This is a genomic window from Streptomyces sp. NBC_01317 (assembly GCF_035961655.1).
Classification (GTDB): domain Bacteria; phylum Actinomycetota; class Actinomycetes; order Streptomycetales; family Streptomycetaceae; genus Streptomyces.
The window spans coordinates 391,295-407,300 of sequence record NZ_CP108393.1 but is presented as its reverse complement, the minus strand read 5'-3'; the positions used below and the strand labels follow the sequence as shown (position 1 = coordinate 407,300).

14 protein-coding genes are annotated in these 16,006 nt (G+C 72.4%); 8 read left to right on the top strand and 6 right to left on the bottom strand.

Features of this window, described 5'->3' with window-relative positions; all coding sequences use genetic code 11:
• Positions 1-35: 35 nt before the first annotated feature.
• Positions 36-785, bottom strand: coding sequence for a carbonic anhydrase (locus OG349_RS01665; RefSeq protein ID WP_327238407.1), 750 nt, complete (start codon positions 783-785; stop codon positions 36-38).
• 255 nt (positions 786-1,040) lie between these two features.
• Between OG349_RS01665 and OG349_RS01660 the strand changes: the two genes are divergently transcribed.
• Positions 1,041-1,895, top strand: coding sequence for a glycoside hydrolase family 19 protein (locus OG349_RS01660; RefSeq protein WP_401764969.1), 855 nt, complete (start codon positions 1,041-1,043; stop codon positions 1,893-1,895).
• Here OG349_RS01660 and OG349_RS01655 read toward each other — a convergent pair.
• A complete protein-coding gene (locus tag OG349_RS01655; protein ID WP_327232839.1) occupies positions 1,838-2,833 on the bottom strand; it encodes a YihY/virulence factor BrkB family protein in 996 nt (331 codons plus the stop codon). The two genes, OG349_RS01660 and OG349_RS01655, sit on opposite strands and share 58 nt — an antisense overlap.
• Positions 2,834-3,182: 349 nt before the next feature.
• Here OG349_RS01655 and OG349_RS01650 point away from each other — a divergent pair, with 349 nt between their 5' ends.
• Positions 3,183-3,710, top strand: a complete 528-nt coding sequence (locus OG349_RS01650; RefSeq protein ID WP_327232838.1) for a tyrosinase family oxidase copper chaperone — start codon at positions 3,183-3,185, stop codon at positions 3,708-3,710.
• A gap of 54 nt (positions 3,711-3,764) precedes the next feature.
• Positions 3,765-4,628 (top strand): tyrosinase family protein, encoded by an 864-nt coding sequence (locus OG349_RS01645; protein ID WP_327232837.1) that lies wholly within the window; start codon positions 3,765-3,767, stop codon positions 4,626-4,628.
• A 141-nt stretch (positions 4,629-4,769) separates the two neighbouring features.
• Here the strand turns inward: OG349_RS01645 and OG349_RS01640 are convergent, their stop codons facing one another.
• The gene (locus OG349_RS01640) at positions 4,770-5,039 is read right to left on the bottom strand and encodes a chaplin (protein ID WP_327232836.1); all 270 of its coding nucleotides are present in this window, start codon (positions 5,037-5,039) and stop codon (positions 4,770-4,772) included.
• A gap of 130 nt (positions 5,040-5,169) precedes the next feature.
• A complete protein-coding gene (locus tag OG349_RS01635; RefSeq protein ID WP_327232835.1) occupies positions 5,170-5,634 on the bottom strand; it encodes a DUF2000 domain-containing protein in 465 nt (154 codons plus the stop codon).
• A gap of 103 nt (positions 5,635-5,737) precedes the next feature.
• On the opposite strand from OG349_RS01635, the gene OG349_RS01630 reads away from it, so the two are divergent.
• The 3 genes from OG349_RS01630 (at position 5,738) to OG349_RS01620 (ending at position 7,891) form a co-directional block, all read left to right on the top strand.
• Positions 5,738-6,253: an Lrp/AsnC family transcriptional regulator gene (locus OG349_RS01630; protein ID WP_327232834.1), complete on the top strand. Its 516-nt coding sequence runs from the start codon at positions 5,738-5,740 to the stop codon at positions 6,251-6,253.
• Between the two features lie 100 nt (positions 6,254-6,353).
• Positions 6,354-7,205, top strand: coding sequence for an oxidoreductase (locus OG349_RS01625; RefSeq protein ID WP_327232833.1), 852 nt, complete (start codon positions 6,354-6,356; stop codon positions 7,203-7,205).
• Complete coding sequence (locus tag OG349_RS01620; RefSeq protein ID WP_327232832.1) at positions 7,202-7,891, top strand: TetR/AcrR family transcriptional regulator; 690 nt, start codon at positions 7,202-7,204, stop codon at positions 7,889-7,891. The genes OG349_RS01625 and OG349_RS01620 overlap by 4 nt, the downstream gene beginning before the upstream one ends.
• A 37-nt stretch (positions 7,892-7,928) precedes the next feature.
• On the opposite strand, the gene OG349_RS01615 is transcribed toward OG349_RS01620, so the two are convergent.
• The gene (locus OG349_RS01615) at positions 7,929-9,716 is read right to left on the bottom strand and encodes an ABC transporter ATP-binding protein (protein WP_327232831.1); all 1,788 of its coding nucleotides are present in this window, start codon (positions 9,714-9,716) and stop codon (positions 7,929-7,931) included.
• Between the two features lie 198 nt (positions 9,717-9,914).
• Here OG349_RS01615 and OG349_RS01610 point away from each other — a divergent pair, with 198 nt between their 5' ends.
• Positions 9,915-11,636 (top strand): SpoIIE family protein phosphatase, encoded by a 1,722-nt coding sequence (locus OG349_RS01610; RefSeq protein ID WP_442806181.1) that lies wholly within the window; start codon positions 9,915-9,917, stop codon positions 11,634-11,636.
• 48 nt (positions 11,637-11,684) lie between these two features.
• On the opposite strand, the gene OG349_RS01605 is transcribed toward OG349_RS01610, so the two are convergent.
• Positions 11,685-12,041 carry a YciI family protein gene (locus tag OG349_RS01605; RefSeq protein ID WP_327232830.1) on the bottom strand — a complete coding sequence of 119 codons (357 nt, stop codon included), beginning with the start codon at positions 12,039-12,041 and terminating at the stop codon, positions 11,685-11,687.
• Positions 12,042-12,337: 296 nt separating this feature from the next.
• On the opposite strand from OG349_RS01605, the gene OG349_RS01600 reads away from it, so the two are divergent.
• A complete protein-coding gene (locus OG349_RS01600; RefSeq protein WP_327232829.1) occupies positions 12,338-15,907 on the top strand; it encodes a phosphodiester glycosidase family protein in 3,570 nt (1,189 codons plus the stop codon).
• Positions 15,908-16,006 lie beyond the last annotated feature (99 nt).

Sequence of the window (16,006 nt, the reverse complement as noted above, 5' to 3'; positions counted from 1 at the left end):
CGGCTGCGACGCCGTGGCCGGATGCGGACGTGGGGTCAGATCTGGTGGACGAGCTGGGTGTTGAGTTCGTAGCGGGCGCCGACGACGGCGAGCGAGCCGTCGGCTATCTTCGCGGCCAGGTCGGGATCGGCGGCGAGGCGCCCGCGGATGAGCGAGACGTTCGCGTTGATGGTGGAGTCCTTGCGCGCGGCGCCCGTCTTGGTGCGGTCGATCGCGGGCTTGATCTCGTCCGCGAGGTACTGGATGTGGGCGGGCAGCAGCTCTCCGGACTCGTCCGCGTCGACGGCCGCGGAGACGGCGCCGCAGGACTGGTGCCCGAGCACGACGACGAGCGGTATGCCCAGCTCCAGCACGCCGTACGCGATGCTGCCGCGGACGGCTTCGTCCAGGACCTCGCCGGCGGTCCGTACGGTCATCAGGTCGCCGAGGCCCTGGTCGAAGACGAGTTCCGGCGCGACCCGTGAGTCGATGCACCCGAGGACGATGGCGAAGGGGTGCTGGCCGTCGACGAGCGTGCGGCGCACGACCTCCGTCTCGTGCGGGTGCTGCTCCCGGAAGGTGCGCCAGCGCCGGTTGCCCGCGTTGAGCGCGAGAAGGGCCTGGGCGGGAGTGGACGGACGGGGCTCCTCCGGACGGGGCCGCGCGGCCGGAGCGGCGCCCGCGCCCGGAGCGGCCAGGGCCACCGCGGTGGTGGCCGCGGTGCCGGCGACGGCCGCGCGCAGGACGGAGCGGCGTGTGGTGGCGCTGTGAAGGACAGGGGGCGTTTTTGCAAGTCTGGTGAACATCACGGCCGGAGACTATCCGTGACATCGTTGGCCATTGGTTGGCCTTGGTGTTTTGTTGACCTGCTCTTTAATCAGCCATGCATTTTCAGCCTCGCGGACGGCCGCCAACTCCCCGCCTTGGTCTAGACCTTGACAGGGTGCACGCCCTTCCGCTTTGGTTCCCTCACCCCCCATGACGGCCGGACGGCTCGCGCCGCCCGGCCGTGGACAGGAGTGAGTCCCTTGAAGCAACGCGTCTTGGCACTGCTCACGGCGATGGTCTCGGCCCTCGCCCTCGCGATATTCCTCCCCGCCACCTCCGCGTCCGCCGCGGCCTGCGCCGCCGGGTGGAACGCCTCCACCGTCTACGTCGGCGGCAACGCCGCCTCGTACAACGGCCACAACTGGTCGGCGAAGTGGTGGACCCAGGGTGAGATCCCCGGCACCACCGATGTCTGGGCCGACCAGGGCACCTGTGGTGGCAACACGACTCCGCCGCCGACCAACCCGTCGGGATTCGTGGTCTCCGAGGCCCAGTTCAACCAGATGTTCCCGAGCCGGAACTCCTTCTACACCTACAGCGGCCTGACCGCCGCGCTGAGCGCCTACCCGGGCTTCGCGAAGACCGGCTCCGACACGGTCAAGCGCCAGGAAGCGGCCGCCTTCCTCGCCAACGTCAGCCACGAGACCGGCGGTCTCGTGTACATCGTGGAGCAGAACACCGCGAACTACCCGCACTACTGCGACACCAGCCAGTCCTACGGCTGCCCCGCGGGCACGGCCGCGTACTACGGCCGCGGTCCGATCCAGCTGAGCTGGAACTTCAACTACAAGGCCGCGGGCGACGCCCTCGGCATCGACCTGCTCCGTAACCCCAACCTGGTGCAGACCGACGCGGCCGTGGCCTGGAAGACCGGTCTCTGGTACTGGAACACCCAGAACGGCCCCGGCACGATGACCCCCCACAACGCGATGGTCAACAGCCGAGGCTTCGGCGAGACCATCCGCAGCATCAACGGCAGCATCGAGTGCAACGGCGGCAACCCCGCCCAGGTGCAGAGCCGGATCAACCTCTACCAGCGCTTCGTCGGCATCCTCGGGACCACCGCGGGATCCAACCTGAGCTGCTGAACCCCCGACAGTGCGGGCCGGGTGTCCGCACCCGGTGACCCGGGCCGGTCCGACGACGAGGTCGTCGGGCCGGCCTTCGCACGTGGCCCCGCGCTGCCCCGGGCCAGCTCCGCGTTGAACTGCGCGCCCGCCAGGAGCGAGAGATTCGTGACCCACAGCCAGACGAGGAACACGATGACTCCGGCGAGCGAGCCGTAGAGCCGGTTGTACGTCCCGGCGTGGGCCGTGTAGAGCGCGAAACCCGCCGACGTCAGCAGCCAGAGCACCACCGCCAGGATCCCGCCGGGCAGCGCGCGCCGCAGCCGGCGGGTGCCGGGCGGGCCGGTACGGAACACCAGCAGCACCAGTACGGCGGCCAGCGCCAGCAGCAGCGGCCACTTCAGCCCGCCCCACACCGCGTCCACCGCGCCCTTCATGCCCAGTATCCGGCCCAGCGCCGCCGCGGCCTCCCCGGTCAGCACCAGACTGAAGGCACTGGTCACGAGCAGCGCCAGCAGGGCGCAGGCGGTGAGGGCGATCCGGGGCGCGGTCCGCCACGGCGGCCGGTGGTCCACCGCCCCGTGCATGGCGTGCAGGGCCCGCCGGAACACCCCCAGATAGCTGGACGCCGACCACAGCGCGCCGACCGTCCCGAAGGACGCGAGCAGCCAGGCCGCGGAGCGCTGCCCGGCCATCTCCCGCAGCGCGTCGCTCACCAGGACACGCGACTGCGCGGGTACGAGCGCGGTCACCTGGGCGGCGAGCGTGCCCCCGGCGTCCGGCCCCGCGAGGCCGATGGAACAGACCGTCACGAGCAGCGCCGGGAAGATGGCCAGCACCGCGTAGTAGGTGAGGGCGGCGGCCACGTCGGTCGCGTCGTCGTGCCACATCGCGAGCGGCGTCCGCCGCAGGGCGCGGCCGAACCGGCGCGCCGTCGGTGCGGATTCCTCGGCGGACACGCTGCCTCCTGCGTTCGTACGGTACGACCGTCGTGTGCCGGCCCCCGGCCCATCCTGCCCTGTCAGCGGGCCCGGCCCCGGCGGTCACGACGGTGCGTCGCCGGACCCGGCTCCGCTCCCTCCCGTGTACCCCGTTCCGGCGCGCGCAGGGCCCAGAGGGTGAGACACCTGCCGGGGTGACCGCGAGGGGGCCGAACGGCCGTACCGGCGCGGCGCGAACTCCGTTGCGGGGCGGGGGAGTTCGCCGGGAACGGACAACGCCGGATAACTGTTTTGTCCCCGTCTCGTTGTCCGGGCGGGGCCGTGGCCCGTCTTCTGCCGCGCCCTCACCGACGAGCGGAGGTCCTTCATGCCACGTGGAACCCAGGCCGAACGCAGCCCCTTACGGCAGGCGGCGCCCCCGGACGGGGCCGGCCCGCGCGGCCGCACCCGCCGGAACTTCCTGCGGTCGCTCTTCACGCTGGGCGTGGTCGGCGGCACGGCCACGGTCCTGGCCCCCGTCGTCCGGGCCGGCCGCCGCGCGGACGGCCCGGCGGCCCCCGGGGCCGGGGCGGCCCGCGCCGTGCGGGACGCGGCGGGCCGGGCGTTCGAGGAGATGTACCAGGGACGCCGGATCGAACTCGGCACGGGTACGGGCGCGATGGGCGCGGGCCCGATGGGGGCCGGCGCCGTCACCGCGGCCGCCCCCGGTCTGTCCGCCTTCGACATCCGGATCGACGGCCGTCCCCTGCACGTCATGCGGCGCGCCGACGGCAGCTATCTGAGCGCGGTCAACCACTACGAGTCGTTCCCGACCCTGCTCGACGCCGCCCGCGCGGCCGTAGAGGACCTGCGGGGTGCCCAGTTGTCGCTCTCCGGCCCGGTCCACCACGTCTGACGGCCCGGTCCACCACGTCCGACACCACCAGCGACCTCGGGAGGGCCCCCACCGGTGTACACCAGAAAGAACCAGCGGAATCTCAGCGGCACCGAGAAGAGGAGATTTGTCGGCGCCGTCCTGGAGCTCAAACGCCGCGGCACGTACGAGGAGTTCGTACGGCTGCACACCCGGTACTACGTCTCCGACGCCGAGGGCGGGGTGCGCGCCGGGCACATGGCTCCCTCGTTCCTGCCCTGGCACCGGCGCTACCTGCTCGACTTCGAGCGCGCGCTCCGCACGATCGACGCCACCGTGACGATCCCGTACTGGGACTGGACGACCGACAACACCCCCGCCGCCGCCCTGTGGCGCGAGGACTTCCTCGGCGGCACAGGACGGGAGAGGGACCAGCAGGTCATGACGGGCCCCTTCGCCTACAGCGCGGGCAACTGGAGCATCAAGGGCGGGGTGACCGACGACCGGTTCCTCACCCGGGACCTGGGCCGTCCCTCCTCCCCGATCGCCCTGCCCAGCAAGGCGGAACTGGCCGCGGCGATGAACGAGAAGGTCTACGACGCGGCCCCCTGGGACTCGACCGCCACCTCCGGTTTCCGCAACCGCCTCGAAGGCTGGACGTCCGGCGGCAGAGAGCGCTGGCGCAACCACAACCGGGTGCACCGCTGGATCGGGGGAGCCATGCTGGGCGCGGCCTCCCCGAACGACCCGGCGTTCTGGCTGCACCACGCCTTTGTCGACCTGCTGTGGGACCGCTGGCAGCAGAAGCACCCGAAGGCGACCTATCTGCCGAAGAAGAAGCTGCCCGCCAGGGATCCCCAGCACGGCCGGGCGATCAGCCTGGAGGAGCCGCTGCCGCCCTGGAACGTCAAGCCGTCCACGCTGCTCGACCACCGCAAGATCTACCGCTACGAGACCTGAGGCAGCGGCCAACGGGGCGTCGGCCTGAGCCGGACGGCGACCACTCGCGGCCCGACGGACGACGGCCCCCCGCGCCGCGGCGCGGGAGGCCGTCATTCAACGGGAACGTGTGGCCCGGGGGCCGGACACGTCAGTCCGTGTTCAGCCGCCGTAGCCGCCGGTCTGGGGTGCCGAGACGTTGGCGCACGTGTTGCCGAACGCCGGGTTGAGCAGGCCGATCACGTCGACGGTGTTGCCGCAGAGGTTGACCGGGACGTGCACGGGCACCTGGAGCAGGTTGCCGGACAGGACACCGGGCGAGCCGACGGCCGCAGCCTCGGCACCGGCGTCGGCAGCGGCCATTCCGGCGCCACCGGCCAGCACGGCGCCCGTGCCGGCGAGAACAGCAGCTGCCTTCGCGATACGCGACATCAAGTTTCTCCTTGAACGTTTCGAGCACAGCCGCACGTTGTGCGGCCTTCACGCACGTTCAACGCCGCGACTCACACCGGGTAACGGATATCGGCCCAATGGATGCGGAATCCACCGGATCAACCCCCGGTCAGCGCAGTAGAGCGAGCCCGCCGACCAGTTTGTCCACCCGGTTGCGGGGCCCGACGAGGCTGACGCCGCAGTAACCGAGGGTGTCCTGCCCGGTCGCGGCGAGCACTCCGAGGTAGTCGTCGTACACCCGTGCGGTCTGCGCCGGTTCGGGCATGTCCACGATCAGGATGTCCTCTCTCGTGGCGGCCTTGGCCCGCAGCGCGCGCAGCGCGTCCGCGTCCGTGGCCAGGACGGTGCAGCCCGCCCACGGCAGGCCCGCGTGGGGGACACCCGACGCGTCCTCGCCGCCGGGGCCGAGGAGATCGGGCAGGGCCTTGCCGACGGCGGCGGCCATGCAGGCGGCGGCGTTGGCCGCCCGGCCCGCCGGGAGGCTCTCGTCCACGACGACGACCCACTTGAGCCTGGCCTGCCGCGTCGGCCGGTGGGTGGTCACGTCGTCGCCGGTCAGCTGGGGGAGGGACATGGTGCTCCTGCTACTCGTTCGTGTACGGACACCCCGATACGCTAGGCACACGTCCCGGGTCTGTCGCCAGGTGCCGTACGTCATGCGGTCTGAGAGGTGTTCCATGAAATTTGATGCGGTCGATCTCGCCCTGCTGCGGGAGTTGCAGAACGACGCACGGCAGACCAACCGCGATCTCGCGGCCAAGACCGGCGTCTCGCCGTCCACCTCGCTGGAGCGCGTGAAGCTGCTCCGCGAGCACGGAGTGGTCACCGGCTACCACGCGGCCGTCGACCTCGACGCGATCGGCCGACCCGTCCAGGCACTGATCTCGGTCCGCATCCGCCCGCCGGCCCGGCCGGTCATCGAGGGGTTCCGGGAGTGGGCGGCGCGGCTGCCGGAGGTCATCGGCCTGTTCGTGACCTCCGGCGCCCACGACTTCCTGCTGCACATCGCCGTCCCGGACGTGAACGGCGTCTACGCCTTTGTCATCGACCGGCTCACCGAGCGCCGCGAGGTCGCCGACGTCCAGACGACGATGGCGTACGAACATGTCAGGCCGCGCCGGATCGACCCGGCCCCCGGTGACGAGGGTCAGGGGCGCTCCACGGCCTCGTCCCCGGTCCGGCGGCCGCGCTGACCGGGCCGCCGTGTTAGCGTGAAGTGAGAGATGGTCTATCGCTTATCGCTTATCGCTTATCGCTTATCGCTTATCGCTTATCGCTCATCGAGGAGCCGACATGTCACAGACCTGGCTCATCACCGGAAGCTCCCGCGGATTCGGGCGGGAGCTGGCCCTGGCCGCCCTGGAGTCCGGGGACCACGTCGTCGCGACGGCGCGTCGCCCCGAGCAACTCGACGACCTCGTCCGGAAGTACGGGGACCGGGTGCGGGCGACCGCGCTCGACGTCACCGACCCGGCGGCGGCCCGTGCGGCCGTACAACTCGCGCTCGACGCCTTCGGCCGGCTCGACGTGGTCGTGAACAACGCCGGGTACGCCAATTCCGCGCCGATCGAGGAGACGCCGGAGTCCGAGTTCCGCGCCCAGATCGAGACGAACCTGTTCGGCGTCATCAACGTGACCAAGGCGGCGCTGCCGGTGCTGCGGCGGCAGCGGTCCGGCCGCTTCGTCCAGTTCTCGTCCGTCGGCGGACGGGTCGGCGGTTCCCCCGGGCTGGGCCCGTACCAGACCGCCAAATTCGGCGTCGAAGGCTTCTCCGAGGTGCTCAACAACGAGGTGAGGCCCTTCGGCGTGCGGGTGATCATCGTCGAGCCCGGCGCCTTCCGCACCGACTGGCAGAGCACGACCATGCACCGCGCCGAGGTGGGCCCGGACTACGAGGCCAGCGTGGGCGCGATCCACCGCTACCGCGACGGCACCGACGGGGTGCAGGAGGGCGACCCGGCGCGCGGCGCGCGGGTGATCCTGGACGCCGTACGGCGGGACGAGCCGCCGCTCCGGCTGCTGCTCGGGGCGGACGCGGTGGAGGCCGTGGAGAAGTCGACCGAGGCGCGGATCCGCGAGACGCGGGAGTGGGCCGAGGTCAGCCGGTCGACGGCCTTCCCGGCGGAGTCAGGGCAGCCGGAATGACGGGCGACCTGGGGACGGCCGGGAGACACGACGACACCGGCGACCCCACCGCACCGTCCAAGACGCGCCGGCCGGCGCTGCGCCGCGACGCCGCCGAGAACCGTGCCCGCATGATCGACGCGGCCGGCCGGGCCTTCGCCGCGCAGGGACCCACCGCCGGCATGGAGGACATCGCCCGCCTCGCCGGAGTGGGCCCCGCGACGCTCTACCGCCGCTTTCCCACCAAGGAGGCCCTGGTCGCGGAGCTGGTCGAGGTCTTCTACGACAAGCTGGTCACCCTCGCCGAGGAGGCCGCGCGGCAGCCGCCCGGCGAGGGCCTCGACCGGTTCCTCCGTACCGTCGGCCGGCTCATCGCCGGCAGCCGGGGCCACCTCCCTGGCGCGTGGGGCGAACTGGCCCGCCCCGCGCAGGTGGCGCACCTGCGCGGGATCACCGACCGCCTGCTGTCCGGGGCACGGCGGGCCGGCGTGGTCAACGACCAGGTCACCGTCACGGACATCGCGATGGTCGTGTGGGGGATACGCGGGGTCGTGGAGACGTCGGGCGCCGCCGCGCCCGACGCCTGGCAGCGCCACCTCGACCTGGTCATGGCCGGGCTGCGCACCCCGCACATCGCCTTCACCCAGCCGCCCCTGGACACCGGCCAGGTGGACCGGATGACGTCGGAGCCGCACGACTCCCTCTGAACGGCGTCACCCAGGACCGCACGACTCCCCTGAACGATCACCCCGACCTCCGGGGCTGGAGCGTCGTCGCGTACGACCCGCCCCGCGCCAGCAGCTCCTGATGGCTGCCCGTCTCCACGATCCGGCCGTGCTCCATCACCACGATCCGGTCCGCGTTCTGGATCGTGGACAGCCGGTGCGCCACGACGAACACCGTCCTGCCCGCCACCAGCCGCGCCAGCGCGTCCTGGATCAGCGCCTCCGACCGGTTGTCCAGCGCGGACGTCGCCTCGTCCAGCACCAGGATCCGCGGATCCCTGATCAGCGCCCTGGCGATCGCGAGCCGCTGCTTCTGGCCGCCCGACAGCCGGGCGCCGCGCTGCCCCACCACCGTGTCCAGGCCGTCCGGCAGCCGGTCCACGAACTCCGTCGCGTTCGCCGCGTCCAGCGCGTGCCGCAGCGCGGTCTCGTCCTCGCCGCCCGCCAGGCCGTACGTCACGTTCTCCCGGATCGTCCCCTCGAAGAGGATCGACTCCTGCGGCACGACCGACAGGAAACGCCGGTACGTCCGCAGATCGAGCGACGCCATGTCCGCGCCGTCCAGCAGGATGCGCCCCTCGGTCGGCCGGATGAAACCGATCAGCAGGTTCAGCAGGGTCGACTTGCCCGCACCCGACGCGCCGACCAGGGCTATCGTCTCGCCGGGCCGCACCGTCAGGTCGAAGCCGCGCACCGAGGGCTCCGCCGCCTCCGGGTAGCGGTATCCCGTCCCCTCGAAGTCGATCCGCCCCTCGACACGGTCGACGGACGTCTTGCCCTCGTTGCTCTCCAGGTCCGGCGCCTGGAGCACCTCGCCGACCGAGCGCACCGACTCCAGTCCCTTCGAGATGATCGGCGTCAGGTTCATCAGGGTCATCAGGGAAGCGGTCAGCGCGGTGAAGAACGTGCTGATCATGACGACGTCACCGGCCGATATGCCCATCCAGCCGTAGTACGCGACCACCGCCGAGCCCGTCAGACAGCCGACCGCCAGCGTGTTCAGCAGGATCCAGGACAGCGAGCCGAAGCGCCCGTTGAGCACGTCCAGCCGGAATCCGGCGGTGAGCACCCGCTCCAGCGTGTTGTCGACGCGGTGCAGCGCCGTGCGCTCCAGGCCGTGGGCGCGGGTGATGGGGATCAGTGTGGTCATCTCGCCGACGCGCGAGGACAGCCGCTCGATCTCCAGCCGGAACTCCTCGTTGTTCGTACGGATCCGCGAGCGCAGCCGCCGTACCAGCAGCGCGGCCAGCGGCACGACCACGAGGAACACCGGCAGCACCACCGGCGTACGGAACCCGATCACCACCAGGCCGCCCAGCAGCGTCATGATGGCGCCCAGCCCCAGGTCGCCGCTCTGCTGGGTCATCTGCTCGACGGCCTCGACGTCCCGTACCACCTTGGTCTGGAGGACACCCGCGCTGACCCGCGCGTGGTAGCCGAGGGACAGGTACTGCATCCGGCGGCAGAGCGCGGACCGCAGCTCACGCCCCATCCGGCGGATGCTGGCACTCATCAGGCGCGCGTAGAGCAGCGCCATCGGAAAATTGAGGGCGAGGACGAAGACGAGGGCCCCGGCGTTGTACCAGAGCTCGGAGACGGGCCGGTGCTCCACGACCACGTCGATGATGTTGGCCGTGATCAGGGGGAGCAGCCAGACCGGGATGTGCTTGACGGTGAACACCGCGACGACGAGGAGGAGCCTGCGGCGGTCGGGACGAAAGAGGTAGGCGAGGGTACGGAGCGGATGCTCCCCCGAGTAGTGGTGGTCCAGCGGACCGGGACGGTGAGCGGTTTCGGGTTTCTGCATGGAGAGCGGAGTCCTTTTCGGCAGCGGTCGCACGCGCTCGACGTGCGGCCGCAGTCTCCTCCGGCCGGCCCCCGGACCGGAAGCGCTTTCCGGACCGTGGACGCGGGGGCGGGCGCTGGGCCGGGCGTGGACCGTGGACACGGGTCCTCACCGGCCGCTCGGCGCGTGCGAAACGGCGATCGGTGAGAGGGTGGCTGCATGGCTGATCAGGGCGCTCGGCCGGGCGCCGGGTCGCTGCCGGACGACTGGCCCGCCGATCCGGGACTGGGACTCGCCCTCAACCGCATGGGCGGTTTCGACTGGAACCTCGTCAGCGGAGCACTCCATCTGGACGGCCCCGCCCTCGAGGTGTTCGACCTGCGCGAGGACGAGTACGACGGCAGGGGCGAGTCGCTGCTGTCCCGCATCCCGGCCGACGAGGCGGCGCGGGTGAACGCCGTCGTGGGACAGGCCGTGGAGCGGGGCACGGACCGCTACGCCACGTACTTCCAGATCCGCTGCCGCGACGGGGCGATGCGGTGGACCCACACCCAGGCGCGGATCCTCCGCGACGAGCGGACGAACGCCGTCCGGGTCATCGGCATCGTCCGGATCGCCCACCACGACCTCGCCGACGCGGCCGCCAGGAACGAGCTGGACGCGGGCCGGCGGCGGCTGACGGAGATGGTGGAGCGCACCACCACCCTGCTGTCCCACGCCGAGACCGTGCACGACGTCATCAAGGTCCTGGAGGACGAGGAGGCGCTCGGTCACCTCAGGGCGGAGAGCGTCTCGCTCGGGGTGGTCGAGGGGACACGGATCAGGCTGGTCGCGCAGGGGCGTAACGGCCCCTTCGCGACGGAGCTCCAGTACACCCGGATCGACGAGCCGTACCCGATGAGCGAGGCGGTACGGAACGAGCGGCCCCGCTTCGTCACCTCGCGGGAGGAGTTCCGCAACGCCTACCCGCTGCTCTGGCCGCACATCGAGCCGCTGGTCGTCTCCTCGGGGGCGTATCTCCCGCTGATCGCCCAGGCCAGGCCCATCGGCGTGCTCGCGATGCTCTACCCCCGGCACGGCGACTTCAGCGACTCGGAGCGCGCGCTGCTGGTCGCGCTCGGCAGCAGCATCGCGCAGAGCCTCCAGCGGGCCATGCTCTACGACCAGGAGCACGACCTCGCCGAGGGCCTCCAGCAGGCGATGCTCCCGCGCCACATCCCCGACATCCCTGGGGCGCTGACGGCCGTCCGCTACCGCCCCGCGCGGATCGGGCGGAGCGTCGGCGGGGACTGGTACGACGTGCTCCAGCTGCCCGGCGGGCGGGTGGGCCTGACCATCGGCGACGTCCAGGGCCACGACACGGACGCCGCCGTGGTCATGGGCCAGCTCCGGATGGTGCTCTGGGCGTACGCCGCCGAGGGCCACCCGCCCGCCACCGCCATGGCCCGCGCCGCCGCCTTCCTGCACGAGCTGGACACCGACCGCTTCGCCACCTGCACGTATGTGGAGGTCGACCTGTCGACGGGAGGCTTGCAGATCGTACGGGCGGGGCATCTGGACCCGATGGTGCGGGTCGCCGGCGGAGCCTGCGGCTGGATCACGACGACCGGCGGGCTGCCGCTCGGCCTCGCCGCCGAGTTCGCCGGGGACGGCGGGATCGACTACCCGGTCACCACCGGGACGCTGGGCCCCGGCGACACACTGCTGCTCTGCACGGACGGCCTGGTGGAGGAGCCCGGCACGGACCTGGGGGACCGGATGAAGGTGCTGGCGGAGGCGGTCAGGACGGGCCCGGAGGAGCTGCCGGACCTGGCCGACATGCTGTTCGACCGGCTGGGCACCCAGGGCGGCGGTGACGACATGGCGCTGCTGCTCCTGCGGAGGGAGGCCAGGCCCGGGTCGTCGCCCCGTTCCCGTACGCGGATCGACCCCACCCCGTAGGAGCGGCGGGGCAGGGGCGATCCGCGTACGGGACGGTGGGCGGCCGTGTCAGCCCTCGACGATCTCGCGGACCTCCGCGGTGACGGTCCAGTGGGCCGGGTGGATCTCCAGGAAGCGCCTGGCCCACTCCAGGGCCTCCGCCTTGTCCCTGGCCTGGATCAGCGAGTAGCCGCCGATGACCTCCTTGGTCTCGGTGAAGGGCCCGTCCGTGTAGCGCACCTTGCCGTCGGCCCAGGTGACCCGGGTGCCGTCGGAGGTCGGCGCCAGGCCGGCCGTGTCCAGCATGACCCCCGCCTTGGTGATCTCCTCCAGCAGCGCGCCCATGCGCTCGTCGAACTCGGGGCCGGGAGCCTCGGTCGGCGTGTTCTGCTCATCGATGCGGATCATGGTCAGGAAACGCGGCATGGTGACTCCGTCATGTGGTGGCCGGCCCTGGCGGGCCGGAGCGGGGCTTTCCCCGCCTCTCACTTGTACGTCGAACGGGAGAGGCCCGGATCGACACCTCCCCCTGAAATTTTCCAAGAGATGTCAGTGCGCCGCCTGGGGGCCATGACCGGCTGGTCCAGCGGGTGGCGTCCGGCGCTGTCACCGCGTGTTCTTCCCGGCGTTTCCCCGAACTCCTGGTTCATTGGTGTGTGCACGGCAAAGCTGGCGGCAGACAGTGCTCACCCGAACGAATTCACCGTCTCCCAGGAGAAGTTGTGGGCCCAGGCAACGCCTGGCGGTCCGTCGTGCTGTTCACGGCGGCGACCGCCCTGACGGCGGGGGCGGTCTCCCCGTCCTTCGCCGACTCCACGCCCGACCCCCGGCCGCTGACCGCCGCCGGGATCCTGCGGCCGGTCGCGCCCCCGCCGGCGAGCGCGGGGGGCGGGGCCCCGGCGACGGTCACGGCCGGTGGGGACGGAGAAGGACTGGAGACGTCGCGCTCCTCCCGGCCCGTCGCCCCCGGTGTCACCCTCACCTCGTACGACCGGCTCGAAGCCGCCGCGTGGCTGCGGGTCGACACACTCTCCGTGGACCTCGACGGTGGCGCCCGGGCCGACTACCTGTCCTCCGGCCAGGTCTCCGACCGGCGTACGGTCTCCGAACTCGCCGCGCTCCACGACCCGGGCGCCGGGCGCCGTACCGTCGCCGCGATCAACGCGGACTTCTTCGACATCAACGAGACGGGCGCGCCGCAGGGACCCGGCATCAGGGACGGCCAGGTCGACCACTCCCCGGCGGCCGGCGCCGAACGGGCCGTCGGGATCGGCCCCGGGAACGCGGGGCGGATCCTCCGGCTCTACTTCGAGGGGACGGTGACCCTGCCCTCGGGACCGCACCCCCTGGCCGCGTACAACGCCGCGAACGTGCCCGCCGGTTCCCTCGGCGTCTACACGGCGGGCTGGGGCCGCGCCGACCGCGCCCTGACCGTGGACCGGGCGGCCCCCGTCGCGGAAGCGGTCGTCCGGGACGGCGAGGTCGTCTCCGTGACGGACCGCCCCGGCACCGGGCCCATCGCGCCGGGCACCACCGTCCTGGTCGGGCGGGAGGCGGGGGCCGAGGCCCTCGGGGCGCTGCGCCCCGGTGAGCCGGTGACGGTCGCGTACCGCCCGCGCACGGACAGCGGGCCGGTGCCCCCTACCGCCGTCGGGGGGCGGGAACTGCTCGTCGTGGACGGGGTCGCGCAGAACCACGACGGCGAGGGCAACAACACCGCGGCCCCGCGTACCGCCGTCGGGTTCTCGCGGGACGGCTCCACGATGCGGATCCTCACCGTCGACGGGCGGCAGGCCGACAGCGGCGGGGTGACCCTCACCGAACTCGGCCTGATGATGCGGCGCGCCGGGTCGTACAGCGCCCTCAACCTCGACGGCGGCGGCTCCTCGACGCTGGTCGCCCGCGTCCCGGGCAGCGACACGCCGAAGGTGGAGAACAGCCCTTCCGACGGCAGCGAACGCGCCGTCCCCAACGGCCTCGCCCTCACCGCCCCCGACGGCAGCGGACGGCTCGACGGGTTCTGGGTCTCGACCCGTACGCCCCCGGCCGGCGCACCGACCGTCGACCCGATCAGGGGCGGCCACCCGGAGCGCGTCTTCCCCGGTCTGACCCGGCAGTTGACCGCCGCCGGCTACGACGAGACGTACGGGCCAGCCGCCGGTGCGCCCCACTGGCGGGCGGTACGGTCCTCCGTCGGCCGGGTCGACGCGCGCGGCCTGTTCACCGCCCGCGCGAGCGGCACCACCGAGGTGAGAGCCGAGCGCGGACCCGCCGGGGGCGGGACGGAGCTGACGGTCCTCGACCGGCTCGACCGGATCCGCCCCACGACCCAGCGGGTCGGACTCGCGGACGCGGCGGCCTCCGGCACCTTCGGTATCGTCGGGCTCGACGCCCATGGCACCAGCGCGCCGGTCGAACCCCGTGATGTCACCCTGGACTTCGACCGCTCCCTCTTCTCCGTCACCGACGACGGCGCCGAGAACTTCACCGTCCGCTCCCTCACGGGCGCGGGAGCCGGCCGGATCACGGCCACCGCCGGTGGGGTCACCACCGCGCTCGCCGTCACCGTCGGACTGGAGGAGCGGCCGGTCACCGGCTTCGACGACGCCGCGTCCTGGACCTTCTCCCAGGCGCGGGCGAGCGGCTCGGTCGGCGCCGTGCCGGACGGCCGTACCGGCACCGGACTGCGCCTCGGCTACGACTTCACGCAGTCGACGGCGACCCGCGCCGCCTACGCGCTGCCGCCCGTACCGCTTCAAGTCCCCGGCCGCCCGCAGTCGTTCGCACTCTGGATCAAGGGGGACGGCCGGGGCGCCTGGCCCACGCTGCATCTCAAGGACGCGGCCGGCTCGGACCAGTTGCTGCGCGGTCCGTACGTCACCTGGACCGGCTGGCGGCAGGTGACCTTCACCGTGCCCGAGGGCGCCGCGACCCCGCTGAGTGTGTACCGCTTCTACCTCGCCGAGACCGCGGCCACGAAGCAGTACACCGGGGAGGTCGTGCTCGACGACCTGACGGCGCAGTTGCCGCCCACCGTGGACCTGCCCGAACAGCGGCGTCCCGCCGACCCGTTGATCGCCACCGCGGCCCGCACCGAGGGCCGGGACTGGCGGTTCGCGGTGATGTCCGACGCCCAGTTCGTCGCCCGCGACCCGGACAGTCCGATCGTGGACCAAGCCCGCCGTACCCTGCGCGAGATCAGGGCGGCGAAGCCCGACTTCCTTGTGGTCAACGGGGACTTGGTGGACGAGGGGGCGCCCGAGGACCTGGCGTTCGCGCGCCGGGTGCTGACCGAGGAGCTGGGGGACACGCTGCCCTGGTACTACGTGCCGGGCAACCACGAGGTGATGGGTGGGACGATCGACAACTTCACCGCCCAATTCGGCCCCGCCCACCGGGTGTTCGACCACCGGGGGACCCGGTTCCTCACCCTCGACACGTCGAGTCTGTCGCTGCGTGGCGGCGGTCTCGCCCAGATCGAGGAGGCGCGTGCGCAGTTGGACGTGGCGGCGGAGGACGACGGGGTGGGCTCGCTCGTGGTGATCGAGCACGTACCACCGCGCGACCCGACCGTCCAGAAGGCGAGCCAGCTGGGCGACCGGAAGGAGGCGGCGCTGCTCGAAGGGTGGCTCGCCGACTTCCGCCGTACGACCGGCAAGGGCGCGGCGCTGATCGGCGGCCACGTCGGGGTCTTCGACGCCTCGCGCGTGGACGGTGTGCCGTATCTCGTCAACGGCAACGCGGGGAAGGCCCCTTCGGCCCCGCCGGGCGAGGGCGGCTTCACCGGGTGGTCGCTGGTCGGTGTGGACCGGGTGTCCCCGGGCGAGTGGACCGCCGCCCGGGGGGCGCCGTGGACGGGCGGCCCCGACTGGATCTCGGTCCAGACCCGCGCGCACACCGACGCGCTGACGCTGGACACCCCGGCGGTGCTGACCCCGGGACACGACGCGAAGGTCGCGGCGTACGTCACCCAGGGGAGCAGGCAGGTGCCGGTGGCCTTCCCGCTGAGCGCGGACTGGACGGGCTCGCCGAACGTGCTGATCGGGGACGGGCGGCAGGGGGTGCGGGACCTGCGGGACCGGCCGGGGGTACGGGACCGGCAGGGTGTACGGGACCGGCAGCGGCTACGGGACCGGCACGCGGCCCTCTTCGACCCGGCCACGGGCACGCTCACCGCCCTGCGGCCGGGGACCGTGACCCTCGCGGTGACGGTCAACGGCGTGACCCGCTCGGCCCGGACGGTCATCGAGGCCTCGGCGGCCTCGGCGGCCGTCCGTACGGGCACGGGGTGACGCGGGCGAGACTTCGGTAGGCCGGCCGGCGGCCCGCCCGCGACTTTGGTCAGGGTGGCCGCTCCCGATGACCGATGGTCCCGCGCCGCCGCTCTCCCT

Coding starts and splice junctions, on each gene's coding strand:
- OG349_RS01665 (WP_327238407.1), bottom strand. CDS start 785: ATGTTCACCAGACTTGCAAAAACGCCCCCTGTCCTTCACAGCGCCACC.
- OG349_RS01660 (WP_401764969.1), top strand. CDS start 1,041: ATGGTCTCGGCCCTCGCCCTCGCGATATTCCTCCCCGCCACCTCCGCG.
- OG349_RS01650 (WP_327232838.1), top strand. CDS start 3,183: ATGCCACGTGGAACCCAGGCCGAACGCAGCCCCTTACGGCAGGCGGCG.
- OG349_RS01640 (WP_327232836.1), bottom strand. CDS start 5,039: ATGTCGCGTATCGCGAAGGCAGCTGCTGTTCTCGCCGGCACGGGCGCC.
- OG349_RS01635 (WP_327232835.1), bottom strand. CDS start 5,634: ATGTCCCTCCCCCAGCTGACCGGCGACGACGTGACCACCCACCGGCCG.
- OG349_RS01630 (WP_327232834.1), top strand. CDS start 5,738: ATGAAATTTGATGCGGTCGATCTCGCCCTGCTGCGGGAGTTGCAGAAC.
- OG349_RS01625 (WP_327232833.1), top strand. CDS start 6,354: ATGTCACAGACCTGGCTCATCACCGGAAGCTCCCGCGGATTCGGGCGG.
- OG349_RS01620 (WP_327232832.1), top strand. CDS start 7,202: ATGACGGGCGACCTGGGGACGGCCGGGAGACACGACGACACCGGCGAC.
- OG349_RS01615 (WP_327232831.1), bottom strand. CDS start 9,716: ATGCAGAAACCCGAAACCGCTCACCGTCCCGGTCCGCTGGACCACCAC.
- OG349_RS01610 (WP_442806181.1), top strand. CDS start 9,915: ATGGCTGATCAGGGCGCTCGGCCGGGCGCCGGGTCGCTGCCGGACGAC.
- OG349_RS01605 (WP_327232830.1), bottom strand. CDS start 12,041: ATGCCGCGTTTCCTGACCATGATCCGCATCGATGAGCAGAACACGCCG.